General features: G+C 63.7%; 14 protein-coding genes. 8 read left to right on the plus strand and 6 right to left on the minus strand.

Translation table 11 applies throughout. The features are described from left to right. The first annotated feature begins 47 nt into the window (after positions 1-47). Complete coding sequence (locus CUJ91_RS22875; RefSeq protein ID WP_114157220.1) at positions 48-971, plus strand: 2OG-Fe(II) oxygenase; 924 nt, start codon at positions 48-50, stop codon at positions 969-971. 39 nt (positions 972-1,010) lie between these two features. On the opposite strand, the gene CUJ91_RS22880 is transcribed toward CUJ91_RS22875, so the two are convergent. The 3 genes from CUJ91_RS22880 to CUJ91_RS22895 form a co-directional block, all read right to left on the minus strand. Continuing rightward, on the minus strand, positions 1,011-1,472 hold the full coding sequence (locus CUJ91_RS22880; RefSeq protein WP_114157221.1) for a GNAT family N-acetyltransferase: 462 nt from the start codon (positions 1,470-1,472) through the stop codon (positions 1,011-1,013). 28 nt (positions 1,473-1,500) lie between these two features. After that, complete coding sequence (locus CUJ91_RS22885) at positions 1,501-2,955, minus strand: MFS transporter (protein ID WP_114157222.1); 1,455 nt, start codon at positions 2,953-2,955, stop codon at positions 1,501-1,503. 461 nt (positions 2,956-3,416) lie between these two features. Next, the gene (locus CUJ91_RS22895) at positions 3,417-4,298 is read right to left on the minus strand and encodes an isocitrate lyase/PEP mutase family protein (RefSeq protein ID WP_029970528.1); all 882 of its coding nucleotides are present in this window, start codon (positions 4,296-4,298) and stop codon (positions 3,417-3,419) included. A 219-nt stretch (positions 4,299-4,517) separates the two neighbouring features. On the opposite strand from CUJ91_RS22895, the gene prpR reads away from it, so the two are divergent. The 3 genes from prpR to ahpF all read left to right on the plus strand — a co-directional run bounded on the left by prpR (position 4,518) and on the right by ahpF (position 9,016). After that, positions 4,518-6,557: a propionate catabolism operon regulatory protein PrpR gene (gene prpR / locus CUJ91_RS22900; RefSeq protein WP_114158035.1), complete on the plus strand. Its 2,040-nt coding sequence runs from the start codon at positions 4,518-4,520 to the stop codon at positions 6,555-6,557. Positions 6,558-6,680: 123 nt separating this feature from the next. Beyond that, positions 6,681-7,244 carry an alkyl hydroperoxide reductase subunit C gene (gene ahpC, locus CUJ91_RS22905; RefSeq protein WP_006046984.1) on the plus strand — a complete coding sequence of 188 codons (564 nt, stop codon included), beginning with the start codon at positions 6,681-6,683 and terminating at the stop codon, positions 7,242-7,244. Positions 7,245-7,423: 179 nt separating this feature from the next. After that, positions 7,424-9,016 carry an alkyl hydroperoxide reductase subunit F gene (ahpF, locus tag CUJ91_RS22910; protein WP_114157223.1) on the plus strand — a complete coding sequence of 531 codons (1,593 nt, stop codon included), beginning with the start codon at positions 7,424-7,426 and terminating at the stop codon, positions 9,014-9,016. A gap of 169 nt (positions 9,017-9,185) precedes the next feature. On the opposite strand, the gene CUJ91_RS22915 is transcribed toward ahpF, so the two are convergent. Then, positions 9,186-9,911, minus strand: a complete 726-nt coding sequence (locus CUJ91_RS22915) for a pirin family protein (protein ID WP_006046986.1) — start codon at positions 9,909-9,911, stop codon at positions 9,186-9,188. Positions 9,912-10,087: 176 nt separating this feature from the next. Here CUJ91_RS22915 and CUJ91_RS22920 point away from each other — a divergent pair, with 176 nt between their 5' ends. Further along, positions 10,088-10,978, plus strand: coding sequence for a LysR family transcriptional regulator (locus tag CUJ91_RS22920; RefSeq protein WP_053859169.1), 891 nt, complete (start codon positions 10,088-10,090; stop codon positions 10,976-10,978). A gap of 48 nt (positions 10,979-11,026) precedes the next feature. On the opposite strand, the gene CUJ91_RS22925 is transcribed toward CUJ91_RS22920, so the two are convergent. Next, the gene (locus CUJ91_RS22925; RefSeq protein ID WP_114157224.1) at positions 11,027-12,043 is read right to left on the minus strand and encodes a 1-aminocyclopropane-1-carboxylate deaminase; all 1,017 of its coding nucleotides are present in this window, start codon (positions 12,041-12,043) and stop codon (positions 11,027-11,029) included. A 161-nt stretch (positions 12,044-12,204) separates the two neighbouring features. On the opposite strand from CUJ91_RS22925, the gene CUJ91_RS22930 reads away from it, so the two are divergent. The 3 genes from CUJ91_RS22930 (at position 12,205) to CUJ91_RS22940 (ending at position 14,962) form a co-directional block, all read left to right on the plus strand. After that, entirely contained in the window at positions 12,205-12,720 is a 516-nt protein-coding gene (locus CUJ91_RS22930) for an Lrp/AsnC family transcriptional regulator (RefSeq protein ID WP_029970535.1), read from the plus strand. 203 nt (positions 12,721-12,923) lie between these two features. After that, positions 12,924-13,667: a peptide-methionine (S)-S-oxide reductase MsrA gene (gene msrA, locus CUJ91_RS22935; protein ID WP_114157225.1), complete on the plus strand. Its 744-nt coding sequence runs from the start codon at positions 12,924-12,926 to the stop codon at positions 13,665-13,667. Between the two features lie 398 nt (positions 13,668-14,065). Continuing rightward, positions 14,066-14,962 carry a MipA/OmpV family protein gene (locus tag CUJ91_RS22940; RefSeq protein WP_107709864.1) on the plus strand — a complete coding sequence of 299 codons (897 nt, stop codon included), beginning with the start codon at positions 14,066-14,068 and terminating at the stop codon, positions 14,960-14,962. Between the two features lie 60 nt (positions 14,963-15,022). Here the strand turns inward: CUJ91_RS22940 and treF are convergent, their stop codons facing one another. Next, positions 15,023-16,846: an alpha,alpha-trehalase TreF gene (gene treF, locus CUJ91_RS22945; protein WP_114157226.1), complete on the minus strand. Its 1,824-nt coding sequence runs from the start codon at positions 16,844-16,846 to the stop codon at positions 15,023-15,025. Positions 16,847-16,875 lie beyond the last annotated feature (29 nt).

A 16,875-nucleotide genomic window follows, 5' to 3' on the forward strand; every position in this document is an offset into this window, starting at 1 on the left:
CTTCCGCCGATGCATTATTCTCGTTCTATCCAACAGCGGAGTCGCGTATGCCGGTAGTGGATGCCGCGTGGCAGGAATGGCTGCGCACGAATGCAGCGCGCGGCTGCACGATCGATTCGATGATCGACGCGATGGTCCAGGCGGGTTTTGCCGCCGACGCAGCCGCACAAGCGGTGCATGGCGCGTTCGGCGTGGTCGCGTCGGGTGCAGCGGCTTCGCCGGTAGCGGCGGGCGGGATTGAAGCCGCGCTGCCGCAAACGGCGCCGGGTGCGCCTGGTGCGCCTGGTGCGCCGGGCGTGCAGCGTACGCCGTATGCGTACGACGACGGGCCTGTCGCGCGCGGCAACACAATCCGCGCGTTCGACCGCGACGTGCAGGTGTTGATGCGCTGCGAGCGTCCGCAGGTGATCGTGTTCGCGAACGTGCTGTCGCCGGAAGAGTGCGATGAAGTGATCGAGCGTTCGCGGCATCGGCTGAAACGCTCGACCATCGTCGATCCGGCGACCGGCCAGGAAAACGTGATTCGCAACCGCACCAGCGAGGGCATCTGGTATCAGCGCGGGGAAGACGCGTTCATCGAGCGGCTCGATCAGCGCATCGCGAGCCTGATGAACTGGCCGGTCGAAAACGGCGAGGGCTTGCAGATTCTCCACTATGGCCCAACCGGCGAATACCGGCCGCATTTCGACTATTTCCCGCCCGATCAGCTTGGCAGCACCGTGCATACGGCACGCGGCGGACAACGCGTGGCCACGCTCGTCATCTATCTGAACGATGTGCCTGACGGCGGCGAAACGATCTTTCCGGAAGCGGGTTTATCTGTGGCCGCGAAGCAGGGCGGTGCAGTGTATTTCCGTTATATGAACGGCCAGCGTCAACTCGATCCGCTGACCTTGCACGGCGGCGCGCCGGTGCGTGCCGGCGACAAGTGGATCATGACGAAGTGGATGCGCGAACGGGCGTATGTTTGATTGGTGCGAGGGTTGCGGAGGCACGTCGCCTCCGCTTCATCAGGCGCTGCGGTAAACGTCCGCGTTATGCACTTCCATGAAAAGCTCGGGGTTCGACAAAGCGCTGAACCCATGCGGCCGATACACGTGATGCGCGTCCGTCGTCGCCAGCATGATTCTTCGCAGTCCCTGCAACGACTCGCTCGCGAATAGTTGCGTGAGCAACGCGTGCGCATAACCTTTGCCGCGATACTCCGGCAGCACGAAAACGTCGCACAGGTACGCAAAAGTCGCGTGATCCGTGACGACGCGCGCGAATGCCACCTGCTTGCCGCTCGCGTAGTCGCCCGTCTGGTCGCCGAGATAGCCGCCGAAACACAGCGACCCTGCAATCGCGCGTTCGAGCGTTTCGCGCGGCATGCCCTTCGCCCACGGCGTTTCCTGCGACAGGAACGCGTAGATCATCTCGACGTCGAGTTCGTTCTTGTCGCTTGAAATTCGCAGATCGGTGACGGTGCTCATGTAGTCTCCTGAACGCTCCAGAAATTTATCAGCCCTTCGCGGGATCTCCCGTTCCACGCGAACCGCCGCCGATGCTCTGGCCCGCATCGCGCGCAAGACCCATGTAGCCGATCACCGACAGCAGCGTCAACACGCCCGCGAGCAGAAACGCGAGGCGGAAATCGTCGAGCGTGAAGACGAGGCCTGCGGTCTCATGGCCTGTGGTCTCGCCGTTGAAAAACGCGGCTGCGCGCAGCGACACTGCGCCGAATGCGATGCCGAGCCCGATCGTCATTTGCGCCGCGGCGCTCCACAGCGTGCTGGCCGCGCTCATTTGCGGCTGCGCGACGTCGGCGTAGGCGAGCGTTGCGAGCGTCGAAAATTGCATCGAGCGCGCGACGCCATACACAAACACCACGATCAGCACGAGCGCGAGCGGCACCTCGGGCGTCAGCAACCCGCACGCGATGATGAAGATGCCGGCCACCGTTACGTCGACGATCGACACCATGCGAAAGCCGAAGCGCTGCAGGATGCGCGTGGTCAACGCCTTCATGCCGAGATTGCCGAGCGCGCTCGCGAGCAGCAGCAGACCCGACTTGAAAGCGGACAAGCCGAAGCCGACCTGGAACAGCAGCGGCATCAGATAAGGCACGGCGCCAATGCCGATGCGCGTGAACGAGCCCGTCACGACGGTCACGGAAAAGGTCGGGATCTTCAGCGTGGACACGTCGATCAGCGGATGCGGATGTCGCTTCGCATGCTGGAACGCGACGACGCCGACCAGCAAACCGCCGACGATGATCGCCCCGGCAATCCACGGGTTCTCGGCCGGCTGGCTCGCCAGTTCCGCGCCGTACAGGATCGCCGTGAGCGCGGTGCCGCTCAGCAGCAGGCCGACCAGGTCGAGTGGTTTGCGCTCGCTGCCGCGCAGGTTCGGCACCATCGCGAGCGCGACGGCCATCGCCGCGAGACCGAACGGTACGTTGAGCAGGAAAATCCAGCGCCACGACGCGTAGGTCGTGATGAAACCGCCTATCGGCGGACCGACGACCGGCGCGGCGATAGCGGGCCAGGTGATCGTCGAAATGGCCTGCATCATGCGGCTTTTTTCGGTGCTGCGAACCACGATGAGCCGGCCGACCGGCACCATCATCGCGCCGCCGATGCCTTGCAGCAGACGCGCGGCGGTGAATTCGGCGACGTTCTGCGACAGTCCGCACAGCACCGAGGCCACGGTGAACACGCCGATCGCGCTGAAGAACACGGTGCGCGAGCCGCAGCGGTCGGCAATCCAGCCGCTCGCCGGAATGAAGATGGCGAGCGCCAGCATGTAGGCCGTCATGCCTAGGCTGACGCTGTTAGGGCCGACGCCGAACGAGTGCGCCATCTGCGGCAACGCGGTCGCGATGACCGTGGTGTCGAGGTACTCCATGAAAAACGTGGCGGCGACGATGTACGGCAGCCAGCCGACGTGCTTGTGCGGCGCGCTCGCTGCGCTCATTGGAAGGCTCCGGGCAGCGTGGGCATGGATGCTTCGTCAGGCGTGCGGCGAATTGGCGGGCGAATGCGGGGCGCCGGGGACGCTATGCGCGTTATGCACGCTATGCGCGATGTGATGGGCTTCATTTTTCTGACTACCTTTCGCTGGCGAATACGTGTTTTGCGGGCGTTTGCGCGCGTTTGCTCCGTCCGGTGCGAGGGGACTCGCGGCGGCCGCCTCGGGTTGCTCAGCTGGCGGTTGTGCAGCAGGGCGGGCGCGATTGCGCCGGTCCCGCTGACGTCGTTTCGCGCGGCTTTGCACGCCGGCCCTGAATCGTAGCGCAATCGAGCCTGGCGCATCAGCACGATGCGCATGCTTGCGGCGATGGCGCGCGAGGGGAGCGCCGAACGCCGAGCATGCGAGCACCCAGCACCCCGCGTGCCGCCCTCCACGCTACGGCAACACGTTTCGACGCGCTCCGCTCAATCCTTCGCGGCATACTCCCGATCCAGCCGGTCATACAACGGCTTGTTCACGAGACGCTGGCGCTCGCTGAACGGCGCGACCAGCGTCGCGTCCTCGTCGAGGCGGCCATTCGTTTGCAGGCTGCCGAGCGCGCGCTGCATGCCGAGCACCGCGCCTTGCAGCGCCGCGTTCGCGTAGAGCACGATCCCGTAGCCGAGCTTGCCGAGCGCCTCGCGCGACTGCACCGGCGTCTTGCCGCCGATCACGATGTTGATCAACTGCGGCGCGTCGAACAGCGACGGCAGCCGCTCGATGTCCGCGAGCGATTCGGTCGCCTCGATGAAGAGAATGTCCGCGCCCGCCTCGATGAAGCGATGACCGCGCTCGATCGCATCCTCGATACCGTGGACGGCCGCCGCGTCGGTGCGCGCCATGATCTGCAGATTGCCGTCCTCGCGGGCATCGACGGCCGCGCGGATCTTGCCGGCCATTTCGCTCGCGCCGATCACTTCCTTGCCGGAAAAGTGCCCGCATTTCTTCGGCATGATCTGGTCTTCGAACTGGATCACGTCGGCGCCGCTGCGCTCGAGCACGCGCACCGTCTGGCGCACGTTCAGCGCGTTGCCGAAGCCGGTGTCCGCGTCGACGATCAGCGGCAGCGCGACCGCGTCGCGGATCCGCGCCGTGTGCTCGGCGACTTCCGCGAGTCCGATAAAGCCGAGATCGGGGAGGCCGAGCGACATGTTGGTGACGCCCGCGCCCGTGATGTAGATGGCCTCGAAGCCGGCGTCCTCGATCACGCGGGCGCTCATCGCATTGAAGGCGCCGGGCACGAGCAGGCCCTGACGTTGGTTGACCTTGGCGCGGAAGGCGGCGCGGCGTGTGGCGGAAGTGGTCATGAGAGGTGTCTCCGGAAAGGTTTGAGGTGTTGAGGTGACCCGGGAAGTGCAGGATGCATGCCATTGACGGCGGGCCACGGGTTTTCCACGCAGAATCAAACGCTTGCACGCGACTCGGGTCCGCGCGGCGTTTCATGGCAAAATGGCTGGGCGTTTCATGAAACGTTTCGCGGAACACTCATAATCCCGCCTTTTGGCCGCAGCAACCGGAGCATCCCGTTGTCCACGTTCACGCCTGCTTTCGTCAACGCCGACCCCGGCCGGCCCGGCATCGCCCTCGTCAGTATTAGCCGCCTGCAGTCGCTTTGCGAGACTATCGCGCCGCGCTACGCCGGCCGCGCCCGATTTTTCTCGATCCGCGAAGGCTATGGCGCCGCGGTCACAGCGCTCCAGGCGCACGTCGATGCCGGTTCCGTCGATGTCGTGCTCGCCGCCGGCTCGAACGGCGCGTATCTGCGCGAGCACCTCAGCGTGCCGGTGGTCATGGTCAAGGTCAACGGCTTCGACGTGCTGAGCGCGATCACCCGCGCCACCGCCGCGCGGCCGGGCGCGCCGATCGGCCTTGTGCTGCACGAAACCATCTCGCACGAACTCGCCGATCTCGGCGGCTGGCTGAACGTTCGTCTGACGCAGCGCGCCTACCGTTCGGTCGATGAGGTGCGGACCGCCGTCAACGATCTGGCCGCCGAGGGCTGCCGCGTCATCATCGGTCCCGGCATGGCTTGCGATCTGGCGCAGCAGGCGGGTCTGGACAGCGTGTTTCTGTACTCGCTCGGCGCGGTCGAGGAAGCCTTCGAGCGTTCGGTCGAGCTCGCCCGCGTGAGCCGGCAGAAGGAATCGAAACGCGTGCGCCTGAACACGATCGTCGCGCATCTGCGCGACGGCGTGGCCGCTTTCGACGACGCCGGCCAGCTCGAGGCCGTCAATCCCGCGATGCTCGATCTGCTCGGCCTGACCGGCGACCGCCACGGCGACCGCCACCGCGATAACGACCGCGACCGCGATGTGCCCGCCGAACTCGCCCGCACGCTCGGCCCGTGGCTGCGCGAAGCAGCGGAGCGCGGCGACGCCGCCGACGAGCGCATCGAGCAGATCGGCGAACGTTCGCTGATCGTCAATTGCGTCCCGATTCTCGAGCAGGGCGCGCGTTCCGGCTCCGTGGTCACGGTGCAGGACGCGCTCGTCGCGCAGCGGATCGACCGGTCGCTGCGCACGAGCCAGCGGCCGAAGCATCTGGTCGCGCGGCATCGGCTGGACGATCTGGTCGGCGGGTCCGCGGCGCTCGAACGCGTGCGGCGGCTCGCGCGCGCAGGCGCGGCGCACGACGCGACCGTCCTGCTGACCGGCGAGAGCGGCACCGGCAAGGAGCTGGTCGCGCAGGGCATCCACAACGCGAGCCGGCGGCGCGGCAATCCGTTCGTCGCGTTCAATTGCGCGGCGCTGCCGGAAGGCTTGATCGAAAGCGAGCTGTTCGGCCACGAGGAGGGGGCGTTCACCGGCGCGCGGCGCGGCGGCAAGCCGGGCCTGTTCGAGATCGCCCACACGGGGACCATTTTCCTCGACGAAATCGGCGAGATGCCCGCCGCGCTGCAAAGCCGGCTGCTGCGCGTGCTGCAGGAACGCGAGGTAATGAAGCTCGGCTCGGGCCGCGCGACGCCCATCGACGTGCGGGTGATCGCCGCCACGCATCGCGATCTGCATGCGCTCGTCGAGCGGGGCGCGTTTCGGGCGGACCTGTATTTTCGTCTGAATCTGCTTCAGATAGAATTGCCGCCGCTGCGCGAGCGGCGCGCCGATGTCGTTCCGCTCGCCCGGCACTTGTTAAGCCGCGGGTCGCGCCAATATGGGTTGTCGGAGGCGTCGATCGGGCGGGTGCTGCAGTTTCTGGCGCCGCTGTTCGAGCGCTACGCGTGGCCGGGCAATGTGCGCGAACTGGAAAATCTGCTGACGCGCGCGGCCATTTATCTCGGCGACGCGGCAGGCGATCTCGACCGTGACATCGGGCCCGATCTGCTGGCGCTTTTCCCGGAATTCGACCGGATGCAGCGCGAAGGCGGCAAAGATGCGGTTCGTATTGCTCCCAACGCGCACGCCGCCGACGCCGCCAGCGCTCCAGCGGCGCCCCGGATCACCCCGACCCGCGACGACGTCGCGAAGGCGCTCGAGCAGTGCGGCGGCAATCGCGCGGCGGCAAGCCGGGCCTTGGGCATAGGCCGAACCACACTGTGGCGGCTGCTCAAAGCCGACGACGCACGATAGCCCGAAGCCCCGGAGTAGATAGAATCAATCTATCGGAAGAATTAAAACAATCCACTTTACCTATTAAGCGTGGTCTGACATACTGACTCCACTTTCCAACCACCCAGAAAGAGGACTCAGCAAATGCCGATCATCAATAGTCAAGTCAAACCGTTCAAGGCACAGGCTTATCACAACGGCGAATTCGTGACCGTCACTGAAGAAAGCCTGAAGGGCAAGTGGTCGGTTTTCGTTTTCTATCCGGCCGACTTCACGTTTGTTTGCCCGACCGAACTGGGTGACCTGGCCGATCGCTACGCCGATTTCCAGAAGCTCGGCGTTGAAATCTACAGCGTGTCGACCGATACGCACTTCACGCACAAGGCCTGGCACGACACGTCGGACACGATCCAGAAGATCAAGTACCCGATGATCGCCGACCCGACGCTGGCAATCTCGCGCAACTTCGACGTGCTGATCGAAGAAGAAGGTCTGGCTCTGCGCGGCACGTTCGTGATCAACCCGGAAGGCGAGATCAAGCTGTGCGAAGTGCACGACAACGGCATCGGCCGTGACGCAGGCGAACTGCTGCGCAAGGTGCAGGCTGCGCAATACATCGCGGCGCATCCGGGTGAAGTCTGCCCCGCCAAGTGGACGCCGGGCGCAGAAACGCTCACGCCGTCGCTCGACCTGATCGGCAAGATCTAAGGTCTCGCAGCTTCCAAAGCTGCGCATAGCCTCAAAGCTTCAGGCAATCGCGCCCACGCGGCGCATCACCGTGCGAACCGCTTCATGCAGCAGTTCGCGCGTCCCCGGGCCGCACGCGTTTTACACGAATGCGTGCGGCGCCGGGAATCCAACACCCATCGTCACGGAATCGAATAGCCATGCTTGATGCCAATCTCAAGACTCAGTTGAAAACGTACCTCGAAAAGGTTAGTAACCCTATCGAGATCGTCGCGTCGCTCGACGACAGCGCGAAATCGCAAGAGCTGCTGGCATTGCTGAACGATATCGCGACGTTGTCGGAACGCGTTACCGTCATCGAACGCCGCGGCGACAGCGAACGCAAGCCGTCGTTCTCGATCGGCGAGCCGGGCAAGGACATCGGCATCCGTTTCGCGGGCATTCCGATGGGGCATGAATTCACGTCGCTCGTGCTTGCGTTGCTGCAGGTCGGCGGCCATCCGGTCAAGCTCGACGACGCGGTGATCGAACAGATCCGCAGTCTCGACGGCGACTATCAATTCGAAACGTATTTCTCGCTGTCATGCCAGAACTGCCCGGAAGTCGTGCAGGCGCTGAACGTGATGGCGTTGATCAACCCGCGCATTCGCCACGTGGCGATCGACGGCGCGCTGTTCCAGAACGAAGTCGAAGCGCGCCAGATCATGGCTGTGCCGACCATGTTCCTGAACGGCGAAGTGTTCGGCCAGGGCCGCAGCGGCGTGAAGGAAATCCTCGCGAAGCTCGACACGAATGCCGGCGCGCGTGCCGCGAAGGAACTGGAAAACAAGCCGGTGTTCGACACGCTGATCGTCGGCGGCGGGCCGGCTGGCGCGGCTGCGGCGATCTATTCGGCGCGCAAGGGCATCGCGACAGGCGTCGTCGCGGAACGCTTCGGCGGCCAGGTGCTCGATACGCTCGCGATTGAGAACTTCGTGTCCGTCACCGAGACCGAAGGACCGAAGTTCGCCACCGCGCTCGAGCAGCACGTCAAGACGTATGAAGTCGACATCATGGACGTGCAGCGCGCCGACGCGCTGATTCCCGGCCGCATCAACGAAGTGCGTCTCGCGAATGGCGCGGTGCTGAAGGCCAGAACGATCATTCTCGCGACGGGCGCGCGCTGGCGCGAAATCAACGTGCCGGGCGAGCGCGAGTACCGCAATCACGGCGTCGCGTACTGCCCGCACTGCGATGGCCCGCTCTTCAAGGGCAAGCGTGTCGCGGTGATCGGCGGCGGCAACTCGGGCGTGGAAGCGGCCATCGACCTCGCGGGCATCGTGCGCGAAGTGACGCTGTTCGAATTCGGCGCTACGTTGCGTGCCGACGAAGTGCTGCAACGCAAGCTGCGCAGCCTCGCCAACGTGACGATCGTCACGCAGGCGCAGACTACCGAAATCACCGGCGACGGCAAGAAGGTCAACGGTCTCGTCTACAAGGATCTGCGTTCGGGCGAAGTGAAGAAGGTTGAGCTGGAAGGCGTGTTCGTGCAGATTGGTCTCGTGCCGAACACCGAATGGCTGAAGGGCACGGTCGAGTTGTCGAAGCACGGCGAGATCGTCGTCGATGCACGCGGCGCGACGTCGGTGCCGGGCGTGTTCGCAGCCGGCGACGTGACCACGGTGCCGTTCAAGCAGATCGTGATTGCGGTCGGTGAGGGCGCGAAGGCATCGCTCAGCGCGTTCGATCATCTGATCCGCAACAGCGAGGAAACGGAAGCGGTTAGCGAGGTGGAAGCCGAAGCGACGGTTTGATAATCTCGCCTGGCAAGTAAGTAGCGAATGACGGCGGCCCGCGGGCCGCCGTTTTTATTGCATCTGCGCTGAACACGTAAAAACACGCGGAAAAACAGGCGCAAAAAAGCCGCCCGGCGCAAACCGGCCGGCTCTCAACGACGCAAGCGAGTATCGCGCGTCAGACCGCCTAGGCCCACAACGCCGACGTCTCGATGTCGCGCAGATCGAACACCAGCACTTCGGCATCGCGGCCTTGCGTGAAGCTCAGCGCTTCCTCGCCGCGCACGCGCACGCCGTCGCCTTCGCCGAGTTCCACGCCGTTCACCGTCACGCTGCCGCGCGCGACGTGCACATAAGCGTAGCGGTTATTCGCGAGTTCGAGCCGCGCCGTTTCGTCGCCGTTGAACAGGCCGGCATACACGCGAGCGTCCTGTTGCAACACCAGCGAACCGTCCGCACCATCCGGCGACATAACGAGGCGCAGCACGCCGCGCTTGTCGTCCTCGCTGAAATGCTGTTGCTGATAGCGCGGCGCGGTGCCCTTTTGCGCCGGTGCGATCCAGATTTGCAGGAAGTGGACCGGGTCCGTCTTCGAATGGTTGTATTCGCTGTGCGCCACGCCGGTTCCCGCGCTCATCAACTGGATGTCGCCGGGCACGATCACCGAACCGGTGCCCATCGTGTCCTTATGTTCGAGCGCGCCTTCGAGCACGTACGAGAAAATCTCCATATCGCGATGCGGGTGCTTGCCGAAACCCTGGGCCGGCGCGACGCGGTCGTCGTTGATCACGAGCAGGTCGGAGAAGCCGTTTTGCTTCGGATCGTGATAGTGCGCGAACGAAAAGGTGTGACGCGAACTGAGCCAGCCGTGCTCCGCGCGGCCGCGTTGATTGGCGTGTCTGATTTCAAGCATCTCTTTCTCCTGTGAGCCGACGCTTTGGCGTCGTGATCGTCGTCCATGCAACTTTCGTTGCGGGCGATCGGGACTGATGTGTTGTCCGCGATCCATGAACAGGAGTGTAGGTCAACTCTTGAGGCTATAATCGGCCGTTAATCGGAAACACCGTCTCGTTTTAGTGGACAATAGCCATGCAACTGGATGACATGCGGATTTTCGTCGCGACTGTCGACGCGCACAACTTCACCGCCGCTGCGAAACGCCTGTCGCTGTCGAAGCAGTTCGTCAGCCGCCGCGTGATGGCGCTCGAAGAAGCGCTCGGCGTGCCGCTGCTCGTGCGCAACACGCGCAAACTGGCTGTCACCGAGCTGGGTCAGGAATTTTATGAGCGGGCCAAACGCATTCTCGGCGAGGTCGAAGACGCCGAGCAGGCCATGTCGCTGCGGCGCGCCGGGCCGCGCGGCCTGCTGCGGGTGAGTGCGCCGATGTCGTTCGGCATGATGCATTTGTCGCCGCTCGTCGCCGACTTTCTGCGCGAGCATCGCGACGTGCGTTTCGATATGGAGTTGAGCGACCGTACCGTCGATGTGGTCGGCGAGGGCTTCGACATGGCGGTGCGGATCGGCGTGTTGCCGGACTCGACGCTGATTGCGCAGAAATTATTCGACGTGAATCTCGTCGCGTGTTGCAGTCCGCGCTATCTGCGCCGTCGCGGGACACCGGCCGCGCCCGCCGACCTCGCGCGCCATTCATGCCTGCTATACGGGCACGGCGGTGTCGTGGCGTGGGAGTTCGCCGTGGATGGCGCGTTGAAAAGCTTCGAAGTGCAGGGGCCGCTGCGCGCGAACAACGGCGATCTGATTCGCGATGCGGCCGTGGCCGGCCTCGGAATAGTTCGGCTTCCTGATTTCATTGTCGCCGACGCATTGCGAAGCGGCGAGCTCGTCACCGTGCTCGACGAATTTCTGCCGAGCCCGACGGGCGTGTATGCGGTATATCCGCAACATCGGCAGAGTTCGTTGACGATTCGCGCTTTCGTCGACTTTCTGCGCAAGCATTTGAAGAAGCGCCTGACGGCGTGAACGCCAGGCGCGGCATTACTCAGCACTCAAAAGACACTCAGGCGTCACTCAGCCGTCGCGGAAAATAAAGCTGTAGCCGTTCAATGCGGGCACGCCGCCAAGGTGCGCATACAGCACGCGCGAGCCTTCCGGAAACTCGCCGTTGCGCACCATGTCGATCATGCCGTGCATCGACTTGCCCTCATACACAGGATCGGTCAGCACACCTTCAAGGCGCGCGCACAAACGGATTGCCTCCAGCGTGCCAGCGTTCGGCAAGCCATATTCCGGGCCGCCGAAGCGCTCGTCGAGCACCACGTCCTGAGCGGTGATGTCACGCGCGAGGTCCACTTTCTCCGCTGTTTGACGAGCGATTCTCGTGATCTGCTCGCGCGTCTGCGCGGGCTTGGCCGATGCGTCGATACCGATCACGCGGTCGGCGCGGCCGTCGGCGGCGAACCCCACCACCATGCCGGCCTGCGTGCTGCCCGTCACCGAGCACACCACGATATAGTCGAACCGAAAACCGAGTTCCGCTTCCTGCTGACGGACTTCTTCCGCGAAGCCGACAAAGCCGAGGCCACCGAGCGGATGGTCCGAGCAGCCGGCCGGAATCGCATACGGCTTGCCACCGGCGGCGCGCACGCTTTCCAGCGCATCTTCCCAGCTTTTGCGAAAGCCTATGTCGAAGCCGTCGGGCACGAGACGCACGTCGGCGCCGAGTATGCGCGACATCTGGATATTGCCGACACGGTCGTACACCGCATCCGAATAGTTGACCCAGTTCTCTTGCACCAGCACGCACTTCATGCCGAGATGCGCGGCAACCGCGGCGACCTGGCGTGTCTGATTCGACTGAATGCCGCCGATCGACACGAGCGTGTCGCAGCCTTGCGCAAGCGCCTCGGGAATCAGGTACTCGAGCTTGCGCGTCTTGTTGCCGCCAAACGCAAAGCCGCTGTTGCAGTCCTCGCGCTTCGCATAGAGATGCACTTTGCCGCCCAGATGATCGCTCAGGCGCTTGAGCGGCTGGATGGGCGTCGGCCCGAAAGTGAGCGGGTAGCGGGGGAAGCGTTGCAGGTTCATGGCATCTCCGTGATCGATGGGTCCGGCGCGGGCAAGCGGTTGCCGCGTTCAGCACATGGTAGGAAAAATGCCGGGAAATGAGCTTGCGAAGAAAATGCTTCGAGCGTAACTTCGAGATCGACAACGCTGTTTGCGTTTAATTTTATTTCGCCGTGGAGCCAATGAACAAAACGAAAGTTCGCGCTGCTTCAGCCGCGCCCGCCGCCGGCGACTCTCTGCAATCGCTTGACCGCATCGACCGGGCGATCCTGCGCCAGTTGCAAACGGATGCGTCCATCTCGAACGTCGCGCTGGCGGCAAAAGTAAAGCTGAGCGCGCCGGCCTGCTTGCGGCGCGTCGAACGTCTAAAGGAATCTGGCCTGATTCGCGGCGTGGTTGCGTTGATCGACCCGAAGTCCGCGGGCGCGGGCATGCTCGTGATCATCGGCGTGGTGCTCGATCGCTCCACGCCCGAATCGTTTGCCAACTTCGAGAAGGCCGCGCAGAAAGTGCCCGGCTGCATGGAGTGCCATGTCGTGACCGGCGAATTCGATTACTTCATGACCATCCGCACGCGCGACAGCGACAGCTTCAATCGCCTGCATGCCGAGCAGTTGCTCTATTTGCCCGGCGTGCGGCAGATCCGCTCGTTCATGGTGCTCAAGGAGATTCTGTCGACCACCCGTTTTCCGCTTTGACGTCTTCGCCGATGGTCCGCGTTCGCCGGCGCGAAGAGAAAAACACGCGCATGCTATTGGAGGCTGTCATTAATGCGGCGCTCGCGCGACTAATACTCGGGGCCATTCGAGCCACGCGAAACGCGCCGGGCCGCGTGAACCGCGCGTGAACCGAAAGGTATCGCCGTTATGCAGGTGCAATGAGGACAGACAGGACAGACATCATGAACATCGACAAACGTATCGACACCAAGCGCTCCCGCTCGCGCGTGGCAAGAATTTCCGTTGGCATCGGCTTCGGCGCGCTCGCACTGCTGCTCGCGCAACGCATGGCGTTTTCGTCGGAAAACGCGGTGCCGATCGCGCCGCCTGCGCTTGACGAGCCCGTCTCCGCCGCGTCGGCGCATGAAGAAACCGCGGTCTTCGCGGGCGGCTGCTTCTGGGGTGTGCAGGGCGTATTCCAGCATGTGCACGGCGTGAAGCAGGCGGTGTCCGGCTATTCGGGCGGCCAGCGCGACACGGCGCATTACGAAACGGTGAGCGGCGGCGCGACTGGCCACGCTGAATCGGTGCAAGTCGCGTTCGATCCCGCGCAAGTCACCTACGGCCAGTTATTGCAGGTGTACTTCTCGGTGATTCACGACCCGACGCAATTGAATCGCCAGGGCCCGGACAGCGGCACGCAATACCGGTCGGCGGTGTTCCCATTGAACGATACGCAGCGGCGAGTCGCGCAGAGCTATATCGCGCAACTCGAGAAAGCGCACACATTCACGGCACCCATCGTGACAAAGGTGGAACCGTTCAAGGGCTTTTATCCAGCCGAGTTCTATCACCAGAACTACCTGACGCAACATCCGAACTCGGGGTACATTGCGCTTTACGATTTGCCGAAGGTCGCCAGTTTGAAGCGTCTTTTCCCCAATCTGTACAGTGACAAACCCGTGCTTGTTCAGGCCGCGCAATGAGGCGCGCGGCGTCGTCCGGTCATGGGCCTAATGAGCCTTGAATCGGCTTTAGAAAAAAGCGCTGCCCCGTGCAGCGCTTTTTTATTGGCTTCTCTCGCGGTGAAGAGAGGCGGCTGGAGGCGCGCCTCCACGTCGTAGGCCCGCATCTTGCACTAGCAGGTCCGTCGGCAAAACTTTCGCTCTGTCTGTTCCGACGAATACCGTAGCAGTAAGCCTTGTGCATTGCGGTAGAGGGACCTGGCGCAGTAACCGGTTTTGCCGTGCAACGCATCCTGTTGCTGAAAAACTTACATGCCGCGCGTAGCAACGCGGCGGTCGCCCGAGTTCATCGCCCGACGCGCTGGGCTTGGAGCGAGCAAACGTAACCCTCTTCGCGATACGCGAGATTGGAGGCATTGGTGTTGAACAGCCGTAGAAAGCGGATCAACGAGGTCCGCAATAAACAAACAGGCATCGCGGCAATTTGCTGGGTAGCCGTCGCCATCGGCGGCGTTGCTGCTCTTCCGGGGACGGCGTTTGCGCAAACGCCTTCGCCATTGGGCGAATGGCAGTACTCGGTGGGCATTCCGCTGCAAAAGATGTGGCAGCCGACGATCCCCGACTGGCAATTGCGCGTTGGCGCTGCAGCGTCGTTTCAGCCGCGCTACGAAGGCTCGGACCGCTATCACCTGATGGCCGGCCCGAGCATCGACGTGCGCTATAAAGACCTGTTCTTCTTATCGAGCGGCGAAGGTTTCGGGGTCAACTTCGCGCAAGGCCCGAACTGGCGCGCGAGCCTCGCAGCGGTCTACGACCTGGGCCGCCGCGCACACGACGATCCGCAGGAACTGAACGGTCTGGGCAATATCAATGCCGCGCCGGGGCTCAAGCTGTCCGGCGAATACGTCATATCCAAAGACTTTCCGCTGGTCTTGCGCGCGGACGTGCGCCGCTATTTCGGCGGATCGAATGGGTGGATCGGCGATCTCGGCGCATATATGCCGATGCCCGGCAGCACGAAGAAATTCTTCTGGTTCGCCGGCCCGAATGTCACGCTCGCGGACTCGACTTATATGAATAGCTGGTTCGGCGTGAATCAGCAACAGGCGGCGCATTCGCAGTTTCGGCAGTATCACGCGAGTGCGGGCTTCAAGTCGGTGGGCTTCGGTATCAGCGCTGTGTGGCTGTTCGACAAGCACTGGTTCGCTACCGCCGACGGCGCGTTCCAGCAACTCGTCGGCAGTGCGGGGAATAGTCCGGTCACGCATCGCAAGGGCAATGGCGTTGCGGACATATCGATCAACTACCGGTTCTGAGTGACGCACAAACGGCAAGCGACGGCAAGCGTAACCGCACTGGTTACGCAAGCAGCGCGGTTACGGATTCACGCGCGGCGCCGCTTGCAGCCGATGCGTGTTTTTCGACGCCGCAGCGGCGGATGCCGCCGCTTCCGATACGCCTGCGGGACCGGCTGCAATATCGCTCGGACGCGAACTGCCGACCGCCTCCGGATAGAGCGCGAGCAACGCGCGCAACACGCCGTTGGTCCAGCCGAATCCATCCTGCAACGGATATTCGCCGCCACCCGCGGACACGCCGGGCGAGGCCGCTTCCACATCGTATTTTTCGACGAGCCGTCCAGTGTGCTGATAGTAAGAGACGTTGGTTTTGATCCAGCGCGTCGCAATGGTTTGCGCGAGCGCGGGTTCGCTGTAACGGCGCAGGCCGATCACCGCGAGATATTGCAGCGGCGCCCAGCCGTTTGGCGCATCCCATTGCTGGCCGCTCGCGACCAGTGCAGTAGCGAGGCCGCCGGGGCGCAGCAACTGGCGCTGCACGGTCGCCGCGACGGCCTTCGCCTGCTGCCGGCTCGCGACGCCCGCATAAAGCGGATACACCGTGGCCGCGGTCAGCCTGTGCGTGAGCGTGCGATGCACGAAGTCGTAGTCGCCGAATGCCTGCAATTGCGGGTCCCACAGCACGCGTCGAATGGTGTCGGCGCGGCTCGCGGCGCGCTGCGCCATGTTCTCCGCATGCGTGACGTCGCCGCGCATGCGGTACGCCTTCGCAAGCGCGCGTTCGAGATCGACCAGCAGGCAGTTCAGATCGACGGGCACAAGCGAAGTGACATCGACGGTAGCGAGCGTCTTGCCGTCGGCGAACCAGCGCGAGCTGAAGTCCCAGCCCGTTTCGCCGCCCGCGCGCAGATTGCGCCACAGGTCCTCCGCGTTGCGTTGCGGCGTTTGCTGCGACGTGGCGACGTCTTCGCGATAGGACTCGTCGCGTGGCGCCGCGCGCTCGTCCCAGTAACGGTTGAGCAGCGTGCCGTCCGCGAGGCGCACGACATGGCGGTTCGCATGGCCGGCGGCGAGGCCCTCGCTGCCATTCATCCAGTACGCGTATTCGCGTTGCAGCTCGGGCAGGTATTGGGCGTAGACAGCGTCGCCGTCCTTCTCGGCCACGAGCCGCACCATCTGCGCGAAGAAAGGCGGTTGCGAGCGGCTCAGATAGTAAGTGCGGTTGCCGTTTGGAATATGGCCGTACCGATTGATCAGGGTTGCGAAGTTCTTCAGTTCGTCGACGACCCACGCATGCCGGCCGCTTGCCTCCAGACCGAGCATGATGAAGTACGAGTCCCAGTAATAGATTTCGTCGAAGCGGTCGCCCGGCACGATGTACGCATCGGGCAGCGGCAGCAGCGACGACCAGCGGCTTGCGGTCGAGTCCGGCTCGCGGCGCAATACCGGCCACAGCGTATCGATGTGGCTCACCACGTCCTCGTTCGGATTGGACACATAGCTTTTCGACGCTCTTGCAGGCAGCGTGAAATTGCGCTTCACGAAGTCGCCGAGATTGAAGCCCGGCTGTTGCCGCGTACTCGCGTAGTCGGCGGCGATCTGCTCCGGCGGCGCGAGCGGCACCATGTCGGCGAACGTCTTGCTGTCCGGAAAAAGGTGAGCGAGCTGGACGTCGCGATAAAGCTCGGGATATTGCTCGGAAGGCGGGACGGGCACAACCGGCGATGCCTGCGACGGCGGCTCGACGTGCAGCGCGACGCGCGTGATGCCGTTCACCGTGTGGGCAACGTCGGCAGTAGAAGCAGCAAAAGCAGCAGTCGCGAAAGACGCATGCAGCACGAACGCCGCAACGAGCGCGCTGCGCAAACGAAGGCGGTTGGAAGCGAAGGCTTTATCGGTCATCGGCTGAGCCAGGAGAAGGAACGCATGAA

Origin of the sequence: Paraburkholderia graminis (assembly GCF_003330785.1) — a bacterium.
In the GTDB taxonomy this organism is placed as follows: domain Bacteria; phylum Pseudomonadota; class Gammaproteobacteria; order Burkholderiales; family Burkholderiaceae; genus Paraburkholderia; species Paraburkholderia graminis.